We start from the raw sequence: 17,198 nt of genomic DNA on the forward strand, positions 1-17,198 counted from the left end.
TGTTTGACACAACATACAACAAACGACCGTAGCACCAACGCTTCTGCGTTCTTTCACACGTTTTTACCCGTTATTCCTAAACGCAGGTCGTCTGAAAATTGCCCGAATATCCAATACCCTTTACAATACCCGTAATTAAAATACATTTTTCGACACTCCCCTCCTGCATGAGTTCCACACCCTTCATCGAAATGAAAGACGTTGCCTTCGCATATGGCGACCGTCCGATTCTGAACAACATCAACTTCAGCATTCCACAAGGCAATTTCGCCGCCGTAATGGGTGGTTCGGGCAGCGGTAAAACCACGCTGATGCGCCTGATTACGGGTCAAATCCGCCCGCAATCGGGCAAAGTGCTGATTGAAGGGCGTGATTTGGCCGCATTTTCGGCGCAGGAGCTGTACGAACACCGCCGCCGCATGGGCGTTTTATTCCAGCACGGCGCATTGTTCACCGACTTATCCGTCTTCGACAACATCGCCTTCCCCATGCGCGAGCTGACGGATTTGCCCGAAGCGGTCATCCGCGATTTAGTATTGCTGAAACTGAATGCAGTCGGTTTGCGCGGCATTGAAAACCTGATGCCTTCCGAGCTTTCCGGCGGTATGTCGCGCCGCGTCGCCCTCGCGCGTACGATTGCGCTCGACCCTGAAATCATGTTGTACGACGAGCCTTTCACCGGCCTCGACCCGATTTCGCTGGGCGTTATCGCCCACCTCATCAGCCGCGCCAACAAAGCCCTGCGCTCCACCAGCGTGATGGTAACGCACGACATCGAAAAATCGCTGGAAATCGTCGATCAAGTCATTTTCTTGGCACACGGCGAAATCATGTTCTCCGGCTCGCCCAAAGAAATGCGCGAACTCGACTCGCCTTGGGTGCGCCAGTTTGTCGGCGGCTTGGCAGACGGCCCCGTCGCCTACCGCTATCCGGCGCAAACGACTTTAAAACAAGACTTGCTGGGCTGATGTTCAGACGGCCTGAAACTTAAACCAGGCCGTCTGAAAACCATTTAACCAATCAACTGAAACCTATGAATTTTATCCGTTCCGTCGGGGCAAAAACCCTCGGCTTCATCCAATCGCTGGGCAGCATTACGCTGTTTTTCCTGCAGATCCTGGCCAAATCAGGCACGGCGTTTGCCCGTCCGCGCCTGAGCATCCGCCAAGTTTACTTTGCAGGCGTGTTGTCCGTCCTGATTGTCGCCGTCTCCGGCCTATTTGTCGGCATGGTGTTGGGCTTGCAAGGCTATACGCAGCTGGCAAAATTCAAATCCGCCGATATTTTGGGCTATATGGTTGCCGCTTCCCTGTTGCGCGAATTGGGTCCCGTATTGGCGGCCATTCTGTTTGCCAGCAGTGCGGGCGGTGCCATGACCAGCGAAATCGGTTTGATGAAAACCACCGAGCAGCTTGAAGCGATGAACGTGATGGCGGTCGACCCCGTGGCGCGCGTGGTTGCGCCGCGCTTTTGGGCGGGTGTGTTTTCCATGCCTTTGTTGGCATCGATTTTCAACGTTGCCGGCATTTACGGCGCGTATTTGGTCGGCGTCGAATGGCTGGGTTTGGATGGTGGTATTTTCTGGTCGCAAATGCAAAACAACATTACCTTCCATTACGACGTCCTCAACGGCTTAATCAAATCCGCCGCTTTCGGCGTGGCCGTTACGTTGATCGCCGTACATCAGGGCTTCCACTGCGTACCGACTTCCGAAGGTATTTTGCGCGCCAGTACACGCACGGTAGTGTCTTCCGCCCTGACCATCCTCGCCGTCGACTTCATCTTGACCGCATGGATGTTTACCGACTAAAGGCCGTCTGAAACGACACTTAAAAAGAATGAAACAAGGACAATAGCACATGAAAAAAAATGCTTTGGAATTTTGGGTAGGACTGTTTGTCTTACTGGGCGCGGCCGCTATCGGCTTTCTCGCCTTCCGCGCCGCCGGCGGACAATCGTTCGGCAAATCCTCTCAAACCTACACCGTCTATGCCGATTTCAGCGACATCGGCGGCTTAAAAACCAACGCGCCGGTTAAATCCGCAGGCGTACTGGTGGGCCGTGTTGCCTCTATTCAGCTCGACCCTAAATCCTATCAGGCAAAAGTCGCCCTCAATCTGGACAGCCAATATCAGTTCAGTAGCGACGTTTCCGCACAAATCCTGACTTCAGGCCTGTTGGGCGAACAATACATCGGCCTGCAGCAAGGCGGCGATACCGATTCTTTGGCAGCAGGCGACACCATTACCGTCACCAGCTCCGCCATGGTTTTGGAAAACCTTATCGGCAAATTCATGACCAGCTTTGCCGAGAAAAACGCAGATGGTGAATCTGCCGGTCAAAACAAACAATAAACACATATCCACTCAATATTCAGGACACTCCCATGAAAAAAACTTCCTTCATCAGCGCATTGAGCATCGGCGTATTAAGCATCAGCATGGCATTTGCCTCTCCTGCCGACGCAGTCAACCAAGTACGTGAAAACTCCGTTCAAGTACTGAAAATCCTCAACAGCGGCGATGCCAATACCGCACGCAAAAAAGCCGAGGCTTACGCCATCCCTTACTTCGACTTCCAACGCATGACTGCTTTGGCCATCGGCAATCCGTGGCGTACTGCGACTGACGCACAAAAACAAGCGTTGACCAAAGAGTTTCAAACCCTGCTGATCCGCACCTACTCCGGCACCATGCTGAAATTCAAAAACGCCAAGGTCAACATCAAAGACAACCCTGTCGTAAACAAAGGCGGTAAAGAAATCGTTGTCCGCGCTGAAATCAACGTTTCTGGCCAAAAACCGGTCAACATGGACTTCACCACCTACCAAAGCGGCAGCAAATACCGCGCATACAATGTCGCAGTAGAAGGCGCAAGCTTGGTTACTGTATACCGCAACCAATTCGGCGAAACCATCAAAGCCAAAGGCATCGACGGCCTGATTGCCGACTTGAAAGCCAAAAACGGCGGTAAATAATCCACCCCCGCACCATGCCGCCTGATGTTCAGACGGCATGGCGCCTTACATCATCAAGACACCATGCAAACAGAAATTCGCAACGGCACGCTCTACATCAGCGGCGACGTTACCGTCAAAACCCTGACTGCCTCCGCCTTTGCGCGCTACGAACAACAATGCCGTCTGAAAGAAACAGACAGCATAGACTTCAGCCAAGTAGGCAAAGCAGATTCAGCCTGCGTTTCCCTGCTGCTCAACGCTCTGCGCCGGACAGACAAAAAACCGACCATTCAAAACATTCCCGATTCCGTCCGCGCACTGGCCGAACTTTACGAAATCAAAGACTGGTTGCAATCATGAAAAAAACCACCGCTTCACTCTGCCTCCTCATCAGCATAGCCTCCGCGCCCGCACTTGCCGAACGCAATCCGGCCGACCCTTACGAAGGCTACAACCGTACCGTTTCCAAGTTCAACGACAAAGCAGACAAATACGTCCTTTCCCCCGTCGCACGCGGCTATCGCAAAGTAACGCCCAAACCGGTGCGCACCGGCGTGAGCAACTTCTTCAACAACCTGCGCGACGTCGTCAGCTTCGGCAGCAACGTTCTGCGCCTTGACGTCAAACGCGCCAGCGAAGACCTCGTCCGCGTCGGCATCAACACCACCTTCGGCCTTGGCGGTTTAATCGACGTAGCCGGTGCAGGCGGTGTGCCCAGCAATAAAAACACCCTCGGCGACACCTTCGCCTCATGGGGCTGGAAAAACAGCAACTACTTCGTCGTCCCCCTACTCGGCCCGTCTACCGTACGCGATACCGTCGGCAACGCCGTCACCACCATCTATCCGGTTAAAAACGCCGTCTTCCACACCAGAGCAGGACGCTGGGGCACAACCGGCCAGCAAGCCATCAACACCCGTGAAGAACTGCTCGACCTGACCGACAGCCTCGAAGGTGCAGCCATCGACAAATACAGCTACACACGCGACCTTTACATGAAAGTCCGCACCCAACAAACCGGCGGCACGCTCCCTCAAAACGAAGACGACAACATCGACATCGATGACTTGGTGGACAGCAACACCACTTCCGAACCGGTAGCACCCCAATCCGCTCCGGCAGAAATCCCCGATACAGCCAATCCCCAAAGCCTGTATCAAACACCATCAGAAAATCCCTGATTGTTCCAAAAAATAAAGGCCGTCTGAAATTCAGACGGCCTTTATCCCCCAAAAGATAGCCAGTCCCCCACCTTTGCTATATCATTCAACTATACAGAAACCAAGGAAAACACCATGTACGAAGTCAACCGCAGCGTCTTCCTGCTTATCCCCCTCGATCCTTTTTGGAACTGGCTGAAATCCCTGCCCGGCAATCACTTAGACGGCCTGACGCTTGAAGATATCCAAGCCGATGCCAATTCCTACCTCGTTCGCCCGTGTGAAACCGCCGACGAAGTATGGGACGAAATCGAAGCGCGTTTTGAAGACATTTTTGCTGCCGAATTGGCCGACTGGTGCGAAGACGAAAGCGAATGGCCGGATTTGGACGCCGACATTTTCAACGAATGGTTCGACATCCAGCTCTCCACCGTGATTACCGACCTCGAACACGAACCAATCGCACGCGAAGAGTTCCAACCCATCAATCTCAACTAATGAAACTGACCGTCCGCAACTACCATCTCGACGGCTACGGCCACGTCAACAATGCGCGCTATCTCGAATTTCTCGAAGAAGCGCGCTGGACGTTTTTTCAAGAGCATGACCTTCTGCCCGAACTCAAAGGCATCATGCTCGTTGTTGCACGCGTTGATATCCGCTATCGCCGCCCGTCGCTTGAAGGCGATGTCTTGACCTTTACAGGCCGTCTGAAAGACATCGGCACACGCCACATTATCCTCAGCCAAACCGCGACCCTGCCCAACGGCAAAGCCGCCATCGAAGCCGAAGTTACCCTTATGCCCGTCAGCAGCGAAAGCGGCCGCAGCATCAGCGTTCCCCAAACCTTAGCACACGCAATTCAAAACCTCACATCATGAAAAAAATACTCACACTCCTCATCGTTGCCACGATTGGCGCGCTTCTTACCTTTGTCCTTATCCCCAGCAACAAAGCCACCCCTGATTTTGCCCTGCCCGATCTGCAAGGCAAAACCATTACCAACGCCGACTTGAAAGGCAAAGTTACCCTCATTAACTTCTGGTTTCCCTCCTGCCCCGGTTGCGTGAGCGAAATGCCTAAAATCATCAAAACCGCCCAAGACTATCAAGGCAAAAACTTCCAAGTCCTCGGCATTGCCCAGCCCATTGACCCTATTGAGAGCGTCCATCAGTACGTCAAAGAATACGGCATTCCCTTCACCGTCATGTACGATGCCGACAAAACTGCCGCAAAAGCCTTTGGCACACAGGTTTACCCTACTTCCGTCCTGATCGACAAAAACGGTAACATCCTCAAAACCTACGTCGGCGAACCCAATTTCTCCCAACTTTATCAAGAAATCGACCAAGCCCTCGCCCAATAAATCCAAGGCCGTCTGAAACCATATTTCAGACGGCCTAAAACCGAAATATCCTTTATAATAAGCAACATTTTATCCGTTCAGACACCAAGCTCCTCTATTAACAAAGGCCGTCTGAAACAACCGAATACCCATAAGAGAACATCATGAAATTTATCGACGAAGCAAAAATCGAAGTCGCCGCAGGCAAAGGCGGTAATGGCGCAACCAGTTTCCGCCGCGAAAAATTCGTACCCCGCGGCGGCCCTGACGGCGGCGATGGTGGCAAAGGTGGCAGCGTTTGGGCAGAAGCCGACGAAAACACCAACACCCTCGTCGAATACCGCTTCGTCAAACGCTACCAAGCCAAAAACGGCGAAAAAGGCCACGGCTCCGACCGCTACGGCGCAGGTGCAGACGACATCGTCCTCAAAATGCCCGTCGGCACCCTTATCCGCGACCTAGATACTGACGAAATCGTTGCCGACCTCACTTATCACGGCCAACGTGTCTGCCTCGCCAAAGGCGGCAAAGGCGGCTTGGGAAACATCCACTTCAAATCGTCCGTCAACCGCGCCCCGAAACAATCCACACCCGGCGAAGAAGGCGAAACCCGCTCCCTACAACTCGAGCTTAAAGTCCTCGCCGATGTCGGCTTATTAGGCATGCCCAACGCCGGCAAATCCACCCTGATTACCGCCGTATCCGCCGCACGCCCCAAAATCGCCAACTACCCCTTCACCACCCTGCATCCAAACTTGGGCGTCGTGCGCATCGATGAAAACCACAGCTTCGTCATGGCCGACATCCCCGGCCTGATTGAAGGCGCAGCAGAAGGCGCAGGCCTCGGCCACCGCTTCCTTAAACACTTATCACGCACCGGCCTGCTGTTGCACGTCGTCGATTTGGCTCCCTTTGACGAAGCCGTCAACCCAGCAGAAGAAGCCCTCGCCATCATCAACGAATTGCGCAAATACGATGAAGAGCTCTACGACAAACCGCGCTGGCTGGTGCTGAACAAACTCGACATGCTCGATGAAGAAGAAGCCCAAGCGCGTACAGCCGCCTTCCTCGAAGCCATCGGCTGGGACTATCCGAAACCAGACGACCGCTTCCAATTCGATATGGAAACCCCGCGCCTCTTCCAAATCAGCGCATTGACTCATCAAGGTACACAGGAATTGGTACACCAAATCAACCAATACCTGACCGAGAAAAAACGCATCGAAGCCGAGAAAACCGAAACGGAGCAGGCAGCGGTAAATACCGAGATTGCCGAGCAGCAGCCTAAAACGGATACCGGCGTATTTAAGCCGGAGTAAAAATTTCAGACGGCCTATTGATGACGTAAAAGGCCGTCTGAAATTCAACAAAGTATTCTTAGAAAGAATCGTAACTACCACGAACAAGCTAATCGTCTACGGGCGATTATTAAGTAACCAAATATGATATAGCCGCTTACGGGCGGCTATGAGCAAGATATGTCCAAACCCTTTCTGAAATGGGCTGGAGGGAAGTATAAACTTGTCCCCTTTATTGAAACCCACATCCCCACAAAAAAACGAAAACGCCTGATTGAACCGTTTTCAGGCTCTGCTGCCTTATCACTGTCTTTGGATTTTGAGAGGTATTTGCTCAATGACATTAATACTGACTTGATTGTTCTGTTTTCAAACTTAAAAACAGAAAAACATAGTTTTATCGACTACGCACATTCTTTCTTTATCCCTGAAAATAATAACGAAAAAAAATATTATGACTTACGTGACAGATTTAACCACAGTACTGACACCATTGAGCGCGCAGCTCTGTTTGTTTATCTGAACCGCCATGCCTTCAACGGATTGTGCCGTTACAACAGCAAAGGCTGTTTCAACGTACCGTTCGGACGCTACAAATCTCCTTATTTCCCCGAAACCGAAATGCAGGCTTTTGTACAGAAATCCGAACGGATAGATTTGACCTGCAGCGATTTCCAGACGGCATTAGATGCAGCGGAAGATGGCGACACCATTTATTGCGACCCACCTTATGCACCTTTGAGCGAAACCTCGTCCTTTACCTCCTACTCCAAAAGCGGTTTCGATTTGGACGAACAAAAACGCTTGGCAGAAACTGCCAAACAAACAGCACGGCGGGCGCACGGTATTCTAATTTCCAATCACGATACCACATTTACCCGTGAGATTTACCGTGGTGCTGTTATTAAAACAGTCGAAGTTCAACGCAGTATTGCCGCCAAAGGAAGCAGTAGGAAAAAAGTCGGAGAATTACTAGCAATTTATGAGTGAATTTAACAAACTATCGGAAGAAGTAGCACATTATGGACGCAGTCTGAAAAAACTGGTTTCAGACGACTCCATTATTTATAACGAAGACTCTCTTCATGTGATGCGCCGTATCTTGGACAAACACTCGGATGGCTGTTTTGATATGATTTTTGCCGATCCTCCTTATTTTTTATCCAATGATGGCTTTACCTGCCAAAACGGGCAAATGGTTTCCGTCAATAAAGGTAGTTGGGATAAATCTAAAGGCATGGCGGCGGATTTAGTTTTTTACGAAGAATGGCTGCGCTTATGCTATGCCTTGCTAAAACCGAACGGCACGATTTGGGTATGTGGCACATTTCATAATATTTATCTGATCGGCTACTTGATGCAGACCATCGGGTATCATATTCTGAACAATATTACCTGGGAAAAACCTAATCCCCCACCTAATTTGTCCTGCCGATTTTTTACCCATTCCACCGAAACACTGTTATGGGCAAAGAAAGATAAGAAGGCAAAGCATATTTTCCATTACGACATGATGAAAATACAAAACAATGGCAAACAGATGAAAAGTGTCTGGGTGTTCCCGCCACCAAACAAAACGGAAAAAACGTTCGGTAAACACCCAACGCAAAAACCGCTAGCATTGCTAGAGCGCTGTATATTAGCTGCATCTAATGTTGGCGATTTGATTTTCGACCCATTTATGGGCAGTGGAACAACAGGCGTTGCTGCTATAAAAAATGGACGGAAATTTTGCGGATGTGAGATGAAGCAAAATTTTTTTGAATTGGCAGAGAAAAGGATAACTAATGGAACGTAGAGAGGCTATTGTGAAAATGCAGGATTTACTTGGAAAGAACCTACATGATTTAGCAAGAGAATATAATGTTACTGTCTATGCTCCATCAGGAAAAGTTAATAAAGGTTGGGCGGGACATGTAGTAGAACGTTTTTTGGAGTTGCCGTTAAATTCTGCCCAATCACCCAACTTCGGTTCATGGGAATTAAAATCTATCCCAATAAAAACCCTAAGAAATGGTAGATTAGCATTCAAAGAAACGATGGCTATTACTATGATTGATCCTGTCAATGTTTGTCAGAAAGAATTTGAAGATAGCCACTTACTATCAAAATTAAAAAAAGCAGTCGTTGTTGCAAGAACTGTTGGGAGAACTGTTGATGACCCTAGTTTTGTTTATGATATTGTCGAATTTGATTTGAATGAAGGTTCTGATTTATATGAATCAGTAAAAGCTGATTACAATTTAGTACGTCAGACCATTCTAGACCCAAATAAAGGATTTAATTTCCTGACAGGCAAGATGGGTATATATATCCAACCAAGAACAAAAGGATCAGGACATGGTTCTACATCCAGAGCATTTTATGCTCGTCCTTCATTTTTGGCTAAATTCATTAATTTAAATAGTACAGAAAATTAAACATGACCACCATCTACAACACCCTTACCCGTCAAAAAGAACCTTTCACCCCCATCGATCCTAAAAACGTGCGTATGTACGTTTGCGGTATGACCGTTTACGACTATTGCCACTTAGGTCATGCCCGTGTGATGGTTGTGTTCGACATGATTGCCCGTTGGTTGCGCGAGTGCGGTTATCCGCTCACTTATGTGCGCAATATTACCGACATCGACGACAAAATCATTGCCCGCGCGGCTGAAAACGGCGAAACCATCGGCGAGCTAACTGCGCGTTTCATTCAGGCTATGCACGAAGATGCCGATGCCTTGGGTGTGTTGCGTCCGGATATTGAGCCGAAGGCAACGGAAAACATTCCGCAAATGATTGCCATGATTGAGACCCTGATTCAAAACGGCAAGGCTTATCTTGCCGCCAACGGCGACGTTTACTATGCCGTGCGCGAGTTTGCCGCTTACGGACAATTATCGGGCAAATCGTTGGATGACCTGCGCGCAGGGGAGCGTGTGCAAGTCGATGGTTTCAAACGCGATCCGCTTGATTTTGTATTGTGGAAAGCGGCCAAAGCAGGCGAGCCGGCATGGGAAAGCCCTTGGGGCAACGGCCGTCCGGGTTGGCACATCGAATGCTCCGCAATGAGTGAAAACCTGTTCGGCGATACTTTCGATATTCACGGTGGCGGTGCGGACTTGCAGTTCCCACACCATGAAAATGAAATTGCCCAAAGCGTCGGCGCGACAGGCCATACCTGCGGCCATGACCACGCGCAAACCCATCACGGTCAAAGCATTGCCAGCCATGTCAAATACTGGCTGCACAACGGCTTCATCCGTGTGGACGGCGAAAAAATGTCCAAATCGTTGGGCAACTTCTTCACCATCCGCGAAGTGTTGAAACAATACGACCCGGAAGTCGTGCGTTTCTTCATCCTGCGCGCCCACTACCGCAGCCCGCTGAACTACTCCGACGCGCATCTGGATGACGCCAAAGGCGCACTGACCCGCCTGTACACCACTTTGAAAAACACCCCAGCCGCCGCGTTCGAATTGTCCGAAAATGCCAACGACTACACCAGCCGCTTCTACGCCGCCATGAACGACGATTTCGGTACGGTCGAAGCCGTTGCCGTACTGTTCGAACTGGCAGGCGAAGTGAACAAAACCAATGATGCGCACCTCGCCGGCTGCCTGAAAGCTTTGGGCGGCATCATCGGCCTGTTGCAACGTGATCCGATTGAGTTCCTGCAAGGCGGTGCCGTTTCAGACGGCCTGTCCAACGAGGAAATCGACGACTTGATCGCCCGCCGCAAACAGGCGCGCGCGGATAAAAACTGGGCGGAATCCGACCGCATCCGCGACCTTCTGAACGAACACAAAATCATTCTGGAAGACAACGCCGGCGGCACGACCTGGCGCCGCGGTTGATTTCATGGCATAGATAAAAGGCCGTCTGAAACTGTTTTCAGACGGCCTTTTTAATTTTGCTATTTCAAAAAGGGCGCAAACATCGCGCCCTTGGTTGAAAACATCATTTCATTTATGCGCCGAATACTTTCAGACGGCCTTCGATTGGTTGGAAGGCTTTTTCGCCGGCTGGAGCCGCGATACCGCCAATCACCATTTGCGCACGCAACAACCAGCTTTCCGGCAGATTCCATTCTTTAGCAATGGCTGCATCAGGCAGCGGATTGTAGTGTTGCAGATTGGCGCCGATACCGGCAGCCGCCAATGTTGTCCACACAGCATATTGAACCATGGCATTTGCCTGATCCGCCCAGATCGGGAAGTTGGCCGCATAAGATGGGAACTGCTCTTGCAAGCCTTTGACAACATCTTGATCTTCAAAGAACAAAACTGTCGCCGCGCCTGCTTTAAACAAGTTCAGTTTTTGTGCGGTGGCTTTAAACTGCTCGGCAGGAACAACCGCACGCAACGCTTCTTCGACAAAATGCCACACTTTGGCATGTTCTTCGCCAAATAATACGACCACTCGGGCAGATTGCGAATTGAAAGAAGACGGCGTATGTAAAACGGCGTGTTCGATGATTTTGGTTACTTCCTCATTGGACAGAGGCAGGGTGTTGTTCAATGCATAGATAGAACGACGGGTTTCAGCAGCTTGTTGCAAAACAGAATAAGTCATGATCTTTTCCTTAAATTAATCTTTATCTTTACCAAAAACATTATCCAAAGCCCACGCTCCGCCACCGGCTACTGCCAGATACAGGAATACGAAGCAGAACAAAACGGCAGATTCGCCCTGATTGGCCAATGGGAACAAAACATTACCAGAAGACGCGTGTGCCATAAAATAGGCGGCAGCCATCTGACCGGACAAAATAAACGCGGCCGGACGGGTGAACAGGCCCAATATCAATAAGATACCGCCGACAATTTCCAAAATACCGGCCACCAGCATCAAGCCTTCAGGTGCGCCGCCCATGGACATCGGAAAACTGAAAAACTTGGCTGTGCCATGCAGCAAAAACAGATACGCCGCAACAATACGCAAGACAGACAATACAACCGGTTGGAATGATTTGAGGGCTGACATCTTAATAATCCTTATTTTAATGGCTACCTGAAAGAGGTAGGGAGCAATTTCAATAAGTGCAGTATAGATAATTCCCAGTAAGAGATATATACTAAAATTATTGATACAACGTTTCCTAATAAGAAATTATGGATACCCTATTCAGCCTAAAAGTTTTCCGCCAAGTGGTTCAAAGCGGTAGTTTTACCCGTGCCGCCGATCAGCTCGACATCTCCACCGCTATGGCCAGCAAACACGTCAGCCATCTGGAAAACACCATTCAAGCCAAGCTCTTACACCGCAACAGCCGCAACCTCCACCTGACCGAGGCAGGCGAAGAATACTACCGCCAATGCAGCTACGCGCTGGATACCTTGGACACCGCCGCCCAAAAAGCGGCAGGCGGCGCCGACACGCCGCAAGGTATGTTGCGCGTAACCATGCCCCTGTGGTTTGCAGGCGGTAATATGAGCGCATGGTTGGCCGAATACCGCCAGCGTTATCCCAAAGTCACGCTCGACCTCGTCCTCGACAACCGCCATATCGACCTTATCGCCGAAGGCTTCGATCTCGCCTTGCGCGTTTCCAAAACCCCCTCCCCTTCGCTGATCGTCAAACCGCTGGCCAAAATCGAGTTCGTTCTGCTTGCCGCCCCCGACTATCTTGCCCGACACGGCACACCCGATACACCCGAAGCCGTCATGCAGCACCAAGCCATCCTGCCTTCCTATACCAGTCAACAAGACCAGGAAATTACCCACCGCGCTACCGCAGAAAAAGCCATTCTCCATCTCTCCCCGGTTATCCGCAGCGACAACACATTGATGATCCGCGAGCTGATTAAAGCAGGCGCAGGCATAGGCTATCAGCCCCTTTGGGCAGTTCAGCAGGAATTGAAGGACGGCACATTGATCCAACTCCTGCCCGATTACACCATCTGGGCAGACCAACTGAACGCCACTTATGTCGACAGGGCCTTTCTCAGCGCGAAAGTACGCAGCTTTATCGACTTTCTCAATGAAAAAATATCGGAAGGATAAACATCAAGGCCGTCTGAAACACTTTTCAGACGGCCTTTAATCAAAGCAACAATCCAATCAATAATTGGTCGAGCAGAACTGTTCGCGTTTGTCCGCATCGGCGGCATAGCATGTCAAACCCATGCCTGACGCATTGCTGTTGTTCGCTTTCGCACCCGGTTTCTTGTTCACCAAAACCTTACCGTTTTTTCCGATTTCCACGGTTACGCCTTTGCCGTTTTTCAGCTTCCATTTCAACACTTGTGCATCGGCACTTTGACACTTGCTGACCGTACAGCCGCCTTCTGTCGCAACATTGCCGTTTTTATAAATCACGCACTGCTGCTGGCTGTCGGTACAGGCCGCATACGCAGCAACGGAGAAACAGGAAATCAGCGCGGCAAACAAAACAGGTTTCATGGTTTGAACTCCTAAGGTTGTGATGATGGATTTGTGATATTTGGAACTATACGCTTATTTGCATATACCTACTACAAAATGTATCGGTAACATTCAACGGGGCATTACTATATCCATAATACCAATTATCTCATTCGCCCCATACGATAAAGGCCGTCTGAACATCATTTTTCAGACGGCCTTTAATTGGTTTTCTACCTTACCGCTTCAACTTCGCAAACGCATCCGCCATCGCCGAATTGGTTGGGGCGCGGTCGTTGCGTTGGGGTTTGCGGTCGCGGCGTTCCTGATGTCGGGTTTCAGACGACCTGTTGCCTTTGGCTGCGCAGCCCGGTTCGTCATCCAAGCGCATGGTGAGCGCGATGCGTTTTCTGGCGGCATCGACTTCCAGCACTTTCACTTTCACCACGTCGCCGGTTTTCACCACTTCGCGCGGGTCTTGAACGAACTCGTTGGACAGGGCGGAGATGTGTACCAAGCCGTCTTGATGGACGCCGATGTCCACGAACGCGCCGAAGTTGGCGACGTTGGAAACCACGCCTTCGAGTATCATGCCGACTTGCAAGTCGCTGATTTCGTGGATGCCTTCGGCGAATGAGGCCGTCTGAAACTCGCCGCGCGGGTCGCGGCCGGGTTTTTCCAGCTCGGACAGGATGTCCAGAATGGTCGGCAGGCCGAAGCGTTCGTCGGTGAAGTCGGATGCTTTGATTTGCTTCACGCGCTCGCGGTTGCCGATGAGTTCAGCGGCGCTAATGCCTTGTTGCGCCAGCATTTTGGCGACGACGGGATAGGCTTCGGGGTGGACGGCGCTCGCGTCCAGCGGCTCTTTGCCGCCGTTAATCCGCAAAAAGCCCGCCGCCTGCTCGAAGGTTTTTTCGCCCAAACGCGGCACTTTCAGCAATTTTTTGCGGCTGTCGAACGCGCCGTTTTCATCGCGGTAGGCGACGATGTTTTGGGCAAGGGTTTGATTCAAACCGGAAATCCGCGCCAAGAGCGGGGCGGAGGCGGTATTCACGTCCACGCCGACGGCGTTCACGCAGTCTTCGACCACCGCGTCCAGCGATTTGGCGAGCTGGCTTTGGTTCACGTCGTGCTGATACTGGCCCACGCCGATAGATTTGGGGTCGATTTTGACCAACTCGGCAAGCGGGTCTTGCAGCCTGCGGGCGATGGACACCGCGCCGCGCAGGGAAACGTCCAAATCTGGGAACTCGCGCGCCGCCAATTCGGACGCGGAATAAATCGACGCGCCGGCTTCGGAAACGACGATTTTGTGCAGCCCCATTTCCGGCATTCCGCGCACCAGTTCGCCCGCGATTTTGTCGGTTTCGCGGCTGGCGGTGCCGTTGCCGATGGCGATGAGCTTCACACCGTGCTGCTTAATCAGGCGCGATAGCGTTGCCAACATATTGTTTTCTTGATGCAAATAGACGATGACGGTATCCAGCAGCTTGCCCGTGTCGTCCACCACGGCGCATTTCACGCCGTTGCGGTAGCCGGGGTCGAGACCCAAAGTGGTCAGCCGTCCGGCGGGCGCGGCGAGCAGCAAGTCTTTGAGATTGCGGGCGAACACAGTAATCGCATCGGTATCGGCGGCTTCTTTCAGACGACCTAAGACTTCGAGTTCCAGTGACAAAAAGATTTTTGCGCGCCAAGTCAGGCGCACGGTGTCGCGCAGCCATTTGTGGTCGTCTGAAACCTTGAAGCGGCGGGCGATGAGTTGCTCGTATTCGCTTTGCTGCGTAATCGGCGTGTCGTCGGGCTGGTATTTGAGCGCGATGTTCAACACGCCTTCGTTGCGGCCGCGCAAAACCGCCAGCGCGCGGTGGCTGGGCATGGCGCGCACGGGTTCGCGGTGGTCGAAATAATCGCTGAATTTTTCGCCTTCGGTTTCTTTGCCTTCAACGACTTGCGCGTGGATTTCGGCTTCGTTCCACAGCTTGTCGCGCAGCGTGCCGATGAGTTCCGCGTCTTCGGCAAATTGCTCCATCAGAATCGCGCGCGCGCCGTCCAGCGCGGCTTTGGCGTCGGGGACGTTTTCGTTCAGGTAGCCTTGCGCGGCGGCTTCAACGTCCTGCGGCTGCTCGGCAAGCAACACGTCCGCCAGCGGCTGCAAACCGTGTTCGCGCGCGATTTGCGCCTTGGTGCGGCGTTTGGGCTTGTAGGGCAGATACAGGTCTTCCAGCGCAGTTTTGTTGTCGGCGGCTTCGATTTGCGCCCTGAGGTCGTCTGAAAGCTTGCCTTGCTCTTCAATGCTTTTTAAAACAACGGCTTTGCGCTCTTCCAACTCGCGCAGGTATTGCAGCCGCTCGGCAAGCTGGCGCAGCTGCGTATCATCCAGCCCGCCCGTGGCCTCCTTGCGGTAGCGGGCGATAAACGGCACGGTCGCGCCGTCGTCCAAAAGTTCGACGGCGGCGGTGATTTGGGCGGCGGTGGCGGAGAGTTCTTGAGAGAGGATTTGGGTGATGTTCATAAAGTTCCTTGTGTGAATGGGGTGCAGGCTGCCTGAAAGCGTTAGTTTTAACGAAGTTGAAAAGTGCAGGCTGCTTTTGGGGCGCAGGTTAGAACGAAATTAAATTTTCAGGTAGCCCGAAAAGTTATTTTTTTGGCTTGTATTGCGCCATGATTTCTTGAGCTTGGCTTTCCAGTTCGGGGAAGAGGGTTTGCCTGCTAATGCCGAATGCTTTGAGCTCCTGTATGATTTGTTTTTTATTTCTAACGATAAACCTTTTTCCTTTTGTTGGAAGACGTTTCCAATCATCTGGAATTTCAGCAGGATTGCGTTTTTCATTGTTAATACCGAAAAGCAAAAAGCAACCTTGTTGCCTAGAAATTCGAGCATTGTTGAGTTTGGCACGAACGCATAGGACACGGCCTAAGTCTGTTGGATTGATGACCGGGCGGAAACTGGGTTTGTCGGTATGAATGTCATGAAGTAGTGAAATAATAGGTGGCTGTTCATTAAATGATGATATGAAAGCAGATTCTCCAATTTCTGATGCTGCTTTTTTAATAAGTTCTTCATATTCATCAATATTTTTAAACGGAAGAAGTTTATTATTTATGGAATTTTCAATTGATTTGAGTTTTTCTTGATTCAAGTTTTCTAATATATAGCTTGCTTTTGCTAAAGAGCATTTGGTTTGAGCAGAATCTAAGCTATTGGATAAAGAAAAATTTTTATTTTGAGCACTAATTGCAGTCAAAATAGCCACAGTATCACTATCCCAATATTTCACTTCTGTATCAGGAATATCCAAAATAATTAATTCGCCATTTTCATCATGATGGCTCTCATTAGAACAAGCAAAATACAAGGCAACCAATGCGCTAGCTGTCAAATCCAAAAGCCGCGTAGCATAACCATAATGCTGCAATTTAACGAGTTTCTCAAATAGAGTGTCATTGGGAGAAAAATCATCGGGGCAGTTAGTTAGCGCATCTTTAATAATTTTATCTTCGTTTTCAATTAAATAAGGTTTATCTTTGCGGTAAATGCTGGGCAATAGTTCCCATTTTTTGCTTGCCCGCGAAAGAAACGTGTTGTGCCATGTGTCGGCTCGCCCAATTCTTTAAGAATTTGAGTTAAGTCGCTAATACTACGGATTTCATTGGGTTGTTTGGTCATTTGGTGCTTTCTACTAGCAAAAATTTTTAGGATTGAATTTTTCAGGCTACCTGAAACTACCGTTTTAACACTTCCCATTCGGCAAAATCTTCCACCTGCCGCTTAATATTTCCAGCCTGCAACCCTGTTGATTTTACTGTAACCGACAAAGTGCAGGCTGCTTTTTTATCAGAACTGCTTGAATATATCCAAAAACACGCGATGGTTGTTATAGCGGTAATAGAAATGGTTGCTGCGGATGTGCGACCAGGTCCAGTTCAGGCGCGGGGTGAAGCCTTTCCAGGAGAGGCGGTTGTGCGACAGCGCCAGGCGGGTGAAGTATTCGGTGTCGCGGCGCTGGATATTGAAAATGTCGGGGCCGCGGTAGTTTCTGCGCTGCACGCTGATGTTGAGCGATGCGGCTAAGGTGTAGAAAAT

At 50.6% G+C, this 17,198-nt stretch carries 22 protein-coding genes; 15 read left to right on the forward strand and 7 right to left on the reverse strand.

The window, feature by feature from the left end:
• The first annotated feature begins 167 nt into the window (after nucleotides 1-167).
• The 14 genes from O3660_RS10105 (at nucleotide 168) to cysS (ending at nucleotide 10,606) form a co-directional block, all read left to right on the forward strand.
• Nucleotides 168-968, forward strand: coding sequence for an ABC transporter ATP-binding protein (locus O3660_RS10105; protein ID WP_003748015.1), 801 nt, complete (start codon nucleotides 168-170; stop codon nucleotides 966-968).
• A gap of 65 nt (nucleotides 969-1,033) precedes the next feature.
• Nucleotides 1,034-1,810, forward strand: coding sequence for a lipid asymmetry maintenance ABC transporter permease subunit MlaE (gene mlaE / locus O3660_RS10110; protein ID WP_049332872.1), 777 nt, complete (start codon nucleotides 1,034-1,036; stop codon nucleotides 1,808-1,810).
• 49 nt (nucleotides 1,811-1,859) lie between these two features.
• Nucleotides 1,860-2,354, forward strand: a complete 495-nt coding sequence (mlaD, locus tag O3660_RS10115) for an outer membrane lipid asymmetry maintenance protein MlaD (protein WP_003748012.1) — start codon at nucleotides 1,860-1,862, stop codon at nucleotides 2,352-2,354.
• 32 nt (nucleotides 2,355-2,386) lie between these two features.
• A complete protein-coding gene (locus O3660_RS10120) occupies nucleotides 2,387-2,977 on the forward strand; it encodes a phospholipid-binding protein MlaC (RefSeq protein WP_114926495.1) in 591 nt (196 codons plus the stop codon).
• 63 nt (nucleotides 2,978-3,040) lie between these two features.
• Nucleotides 3,041-3,319, forward strand: a complete 279-nt coding sequence (locus O3660_RS10125; protein ID WP_036493932.1) for a lipid asymmetry maintenance protein MlaB — start codon at nucleotides 3,041-3,043, stop codon at nucleotides 3,317-3,319.
• Entirely contained in the window at nucleotides 3,316-4,140 is an 825-nt protein-coding gene (locus O3660_RS10130; protein WP_371464933.1) for a VacJ family lipoprotein, read from the forward strand. Before O3660_RS10125 ends, O3660_RS10130 begins: the two co-directional genes overlap by 4 nt.
• Before the next feature lie 114 nt (nucleotides 4,141-4,254).
• A complete protein-coding gene (locus O3660_RS10135) occupies nucleotides 4,255-4,617 on the forward strand; it encodes a hypothetical protein (protein WP_003681812.1) in 363 nt (120 codons plus the stop codon).
• Complete coding sequence (locus O3660_RS10140; RefSeq protein ID WP_049350933.1) at nucleotides 4,617-5,000, forward strand: thioesterase family protein; 384 nt, start codon at nucleotides 4,617-4,619, stop codon at nucleotides 4,998-5,000. Before O3660_RS10135 ends, O3660_RS10140 begins: the two co-directional genes overlap by 1 nt.
• A complete protein-coding gene (locus O3660_RS10145; RefSeq protein ID WP_049350932.1) occupies nucleotides 4,997-5,485 on the forward strand; it encodes a TlpA disulfide reductase family protein in 489 nt (162 codons plus the stop codon). The genes O3660_RS10140 and O3660_RS10145 overlap by 4 nt, the downstream gene beginning before the upstream one ends.
• A gap of 143 nt (nucleotides 5,486-5,628) precedes the next feature.
• Nucleotides 5,629-6,783, forward strand: a complete 1,155-nt coding sequence (gene obgE, locus O3660_RS10150) for a GTPase ObgE (protein WP_049329458.1) — start codon at nucleotides 5,629-5,631, stop codon at nucleotides 6,781-6,783.
• 159 nt (nucleotides 6,784-6,942) lie between these two features.
• Nucleotides 6,943-7,752, forward strand: a complete 810-nt coding sequence (locus tag O3660_RS10155; protein ID WP_049350931.1) for a Dam family site-specific DNA-(adenine-N6)-methyltransferase — start codon at nucleotides 6,943-6,945, stop codon at nucleotides 7,750-7,752.
• On the forward strand, nucleotides 7,745-8,560 hold the full coding sequence (locus tag O3660_RS10160; RefSeq protein ID WP_049329460.1) for a site-specific DNA-methyltransferase: 816 nt from the start codon (nucleotides 7,745-7,747) through the stop codon (nucleotides 8,558-8,560). Before O3660_RS10155 ends, O3660_RS10160 begins: the two co-directional genes overlap by 8 nt.
• On the forward strand, nucleotides 8,550-9,182 hold the full coding sequence (locus O3660_RS10165) for a MutH/Sau3AI family endonuclease (protein WP_079454083.1): 633 nt from the start codon (nucleotides 8,550-8,552) through the stop codon (nucleotides 9,180-9,182). Before O3660_RS10160 ends, O3660_RS10165 begins: the two co-directional genes overlap by 11 nt.
• Nucleotides 9,183-9,184: 2 nt before the next feature.
• The gene (gene cysS, locus O3660_RS10170; RefSeq protein ID WP_049350930.1) at nucleotides 9,185-10,606 is read left to right on the forward strand and encodes a cysteine--tRNA ligase; all 1,422 of its coding nucleotides are present in this window, start codon (nucleotides 9,185-9,187) and stop codon (nucleotides 10,604-10,606) included.
• A gap of 112 nt (nucleotides 10,607-10,718) precedes the next feature.
• Here cysS and O3660_RS10175 read toward each other — a convergent pair whose 3' ends face one another.
• A complete protein-coding gene (locus O3660_RS10175; protein ID WP_049350929.1) occupies nucleotides 10,719-11,324 on the reverse strand; it encodes a nitroreductase family protein in 606 nt (201 codons plus the stop codon).
• A gap of 15 nt (nucleotides 11,325-11,339) precedes the next feature.
• Nucleotides 11,340-11,735, reverse strand: coding sequence for a DoxX family protein (locus O3660_RS10180; RefSeq protein ID WP_049350928.1), 396 nt, complete (start codon nucleotides 11,733-11,735; stop codon nucleotides 11,340-11,342).
• 128 nt (nucleotides 11,736-11,863) lie between these two features.
• On the opposite strand from O3660_RS10180, the gene O3660_RS10185 reads away from it, so the two are divergent.
• Nucleotides 11,864-12,754, forward strand: a complete 891-nt coding sequence (locus O3660_RS10185) for a LysR family transcriptional regulator (protein ID WP_049350927.1) — start codon at nucleotides 11,864-11,866, stop codon at nucleotides 12,752-12,754.
• A gap of 57 nt (nucleotides 12,755-12,811) precedes the next feature.
• On the opposite strand, the gene O3660_RS10190 is transcribed toward O3660_RS10185, so the two are convergent.
• The 5 genes from O3660_RS10190 to O3660_RS10210 all read right to left on the reverse strand — a co-directional run.
• A complete protein-coding gene (locus tag O3660_RS10190) occupies nucleotides 12,812-13,153 on the reverse strand; it encodes a hypothetical protein (protein WP_003683849.1) in 342 nt (113 codons plus the stop codon).
• Nucleotides 13,154-13,352: 199 nt separating this feature from the next.
• Nucleotides 13,353-15,626 (reverse strand): Tex family protein, encoded by a 2,274-nt coding sequence (locus tag O3660_RS10195; protein WP_371464935.1) that lies wholly within the window; start codon nucleotides 15,624-15,626, stop codon nucleotides 13,353-13,355.
• A 124-nt stretch (nucleotides 15,627-15,750) separates the two neighbouring features.
• Nucleotides 15,751-16,659 carry an FRG domain-containing protein gene (locus O3660_RS10200; protein WP_371464936.1) on the reverse strand — a complete coding sequence of 303 codons (909 nt, stop codon included), beginning with the start codon at nucleotides 16,657-16,659 and terminating at the stop codon, nucleotides 15,751-15,753.
• On the reverse strand, nucleotides 16,623-16,781 hold the full coding sequence (locus O3660_RS10205) for a hypothetical protein (protein WP_318251842.1): 159 nt from the start codon (nucleotides 16,779-16,781) through the stop codon (nucleotides 16,623-16,625). Before O3660_RS10205 ends, O3660_RS10200 begins: the two co-directional genes overlap by 37 nt.
• A 168-nt stretch (nucleotides 16,782-16,949) precedes the next feature.
• The coding region (locus O3660_RS10210) for a surface lipoprotein assembly modifier (RefSeq protein ID WP_371464937.1) at nucleotides 16,950-17,198 on the reverse strand (249 nt) is incomplete at its 5' end.

Origin of the sequence: Neisseria sp. 27098_8_139 (genome assembly GCF_041433195.1) — a bacterium.
Lineage (GTDB): Bacteria > Pseudomonadota > Gammaproteobacteria > Burkholderiales > Neisseriaceae > Neisseria > Neisseria subflava.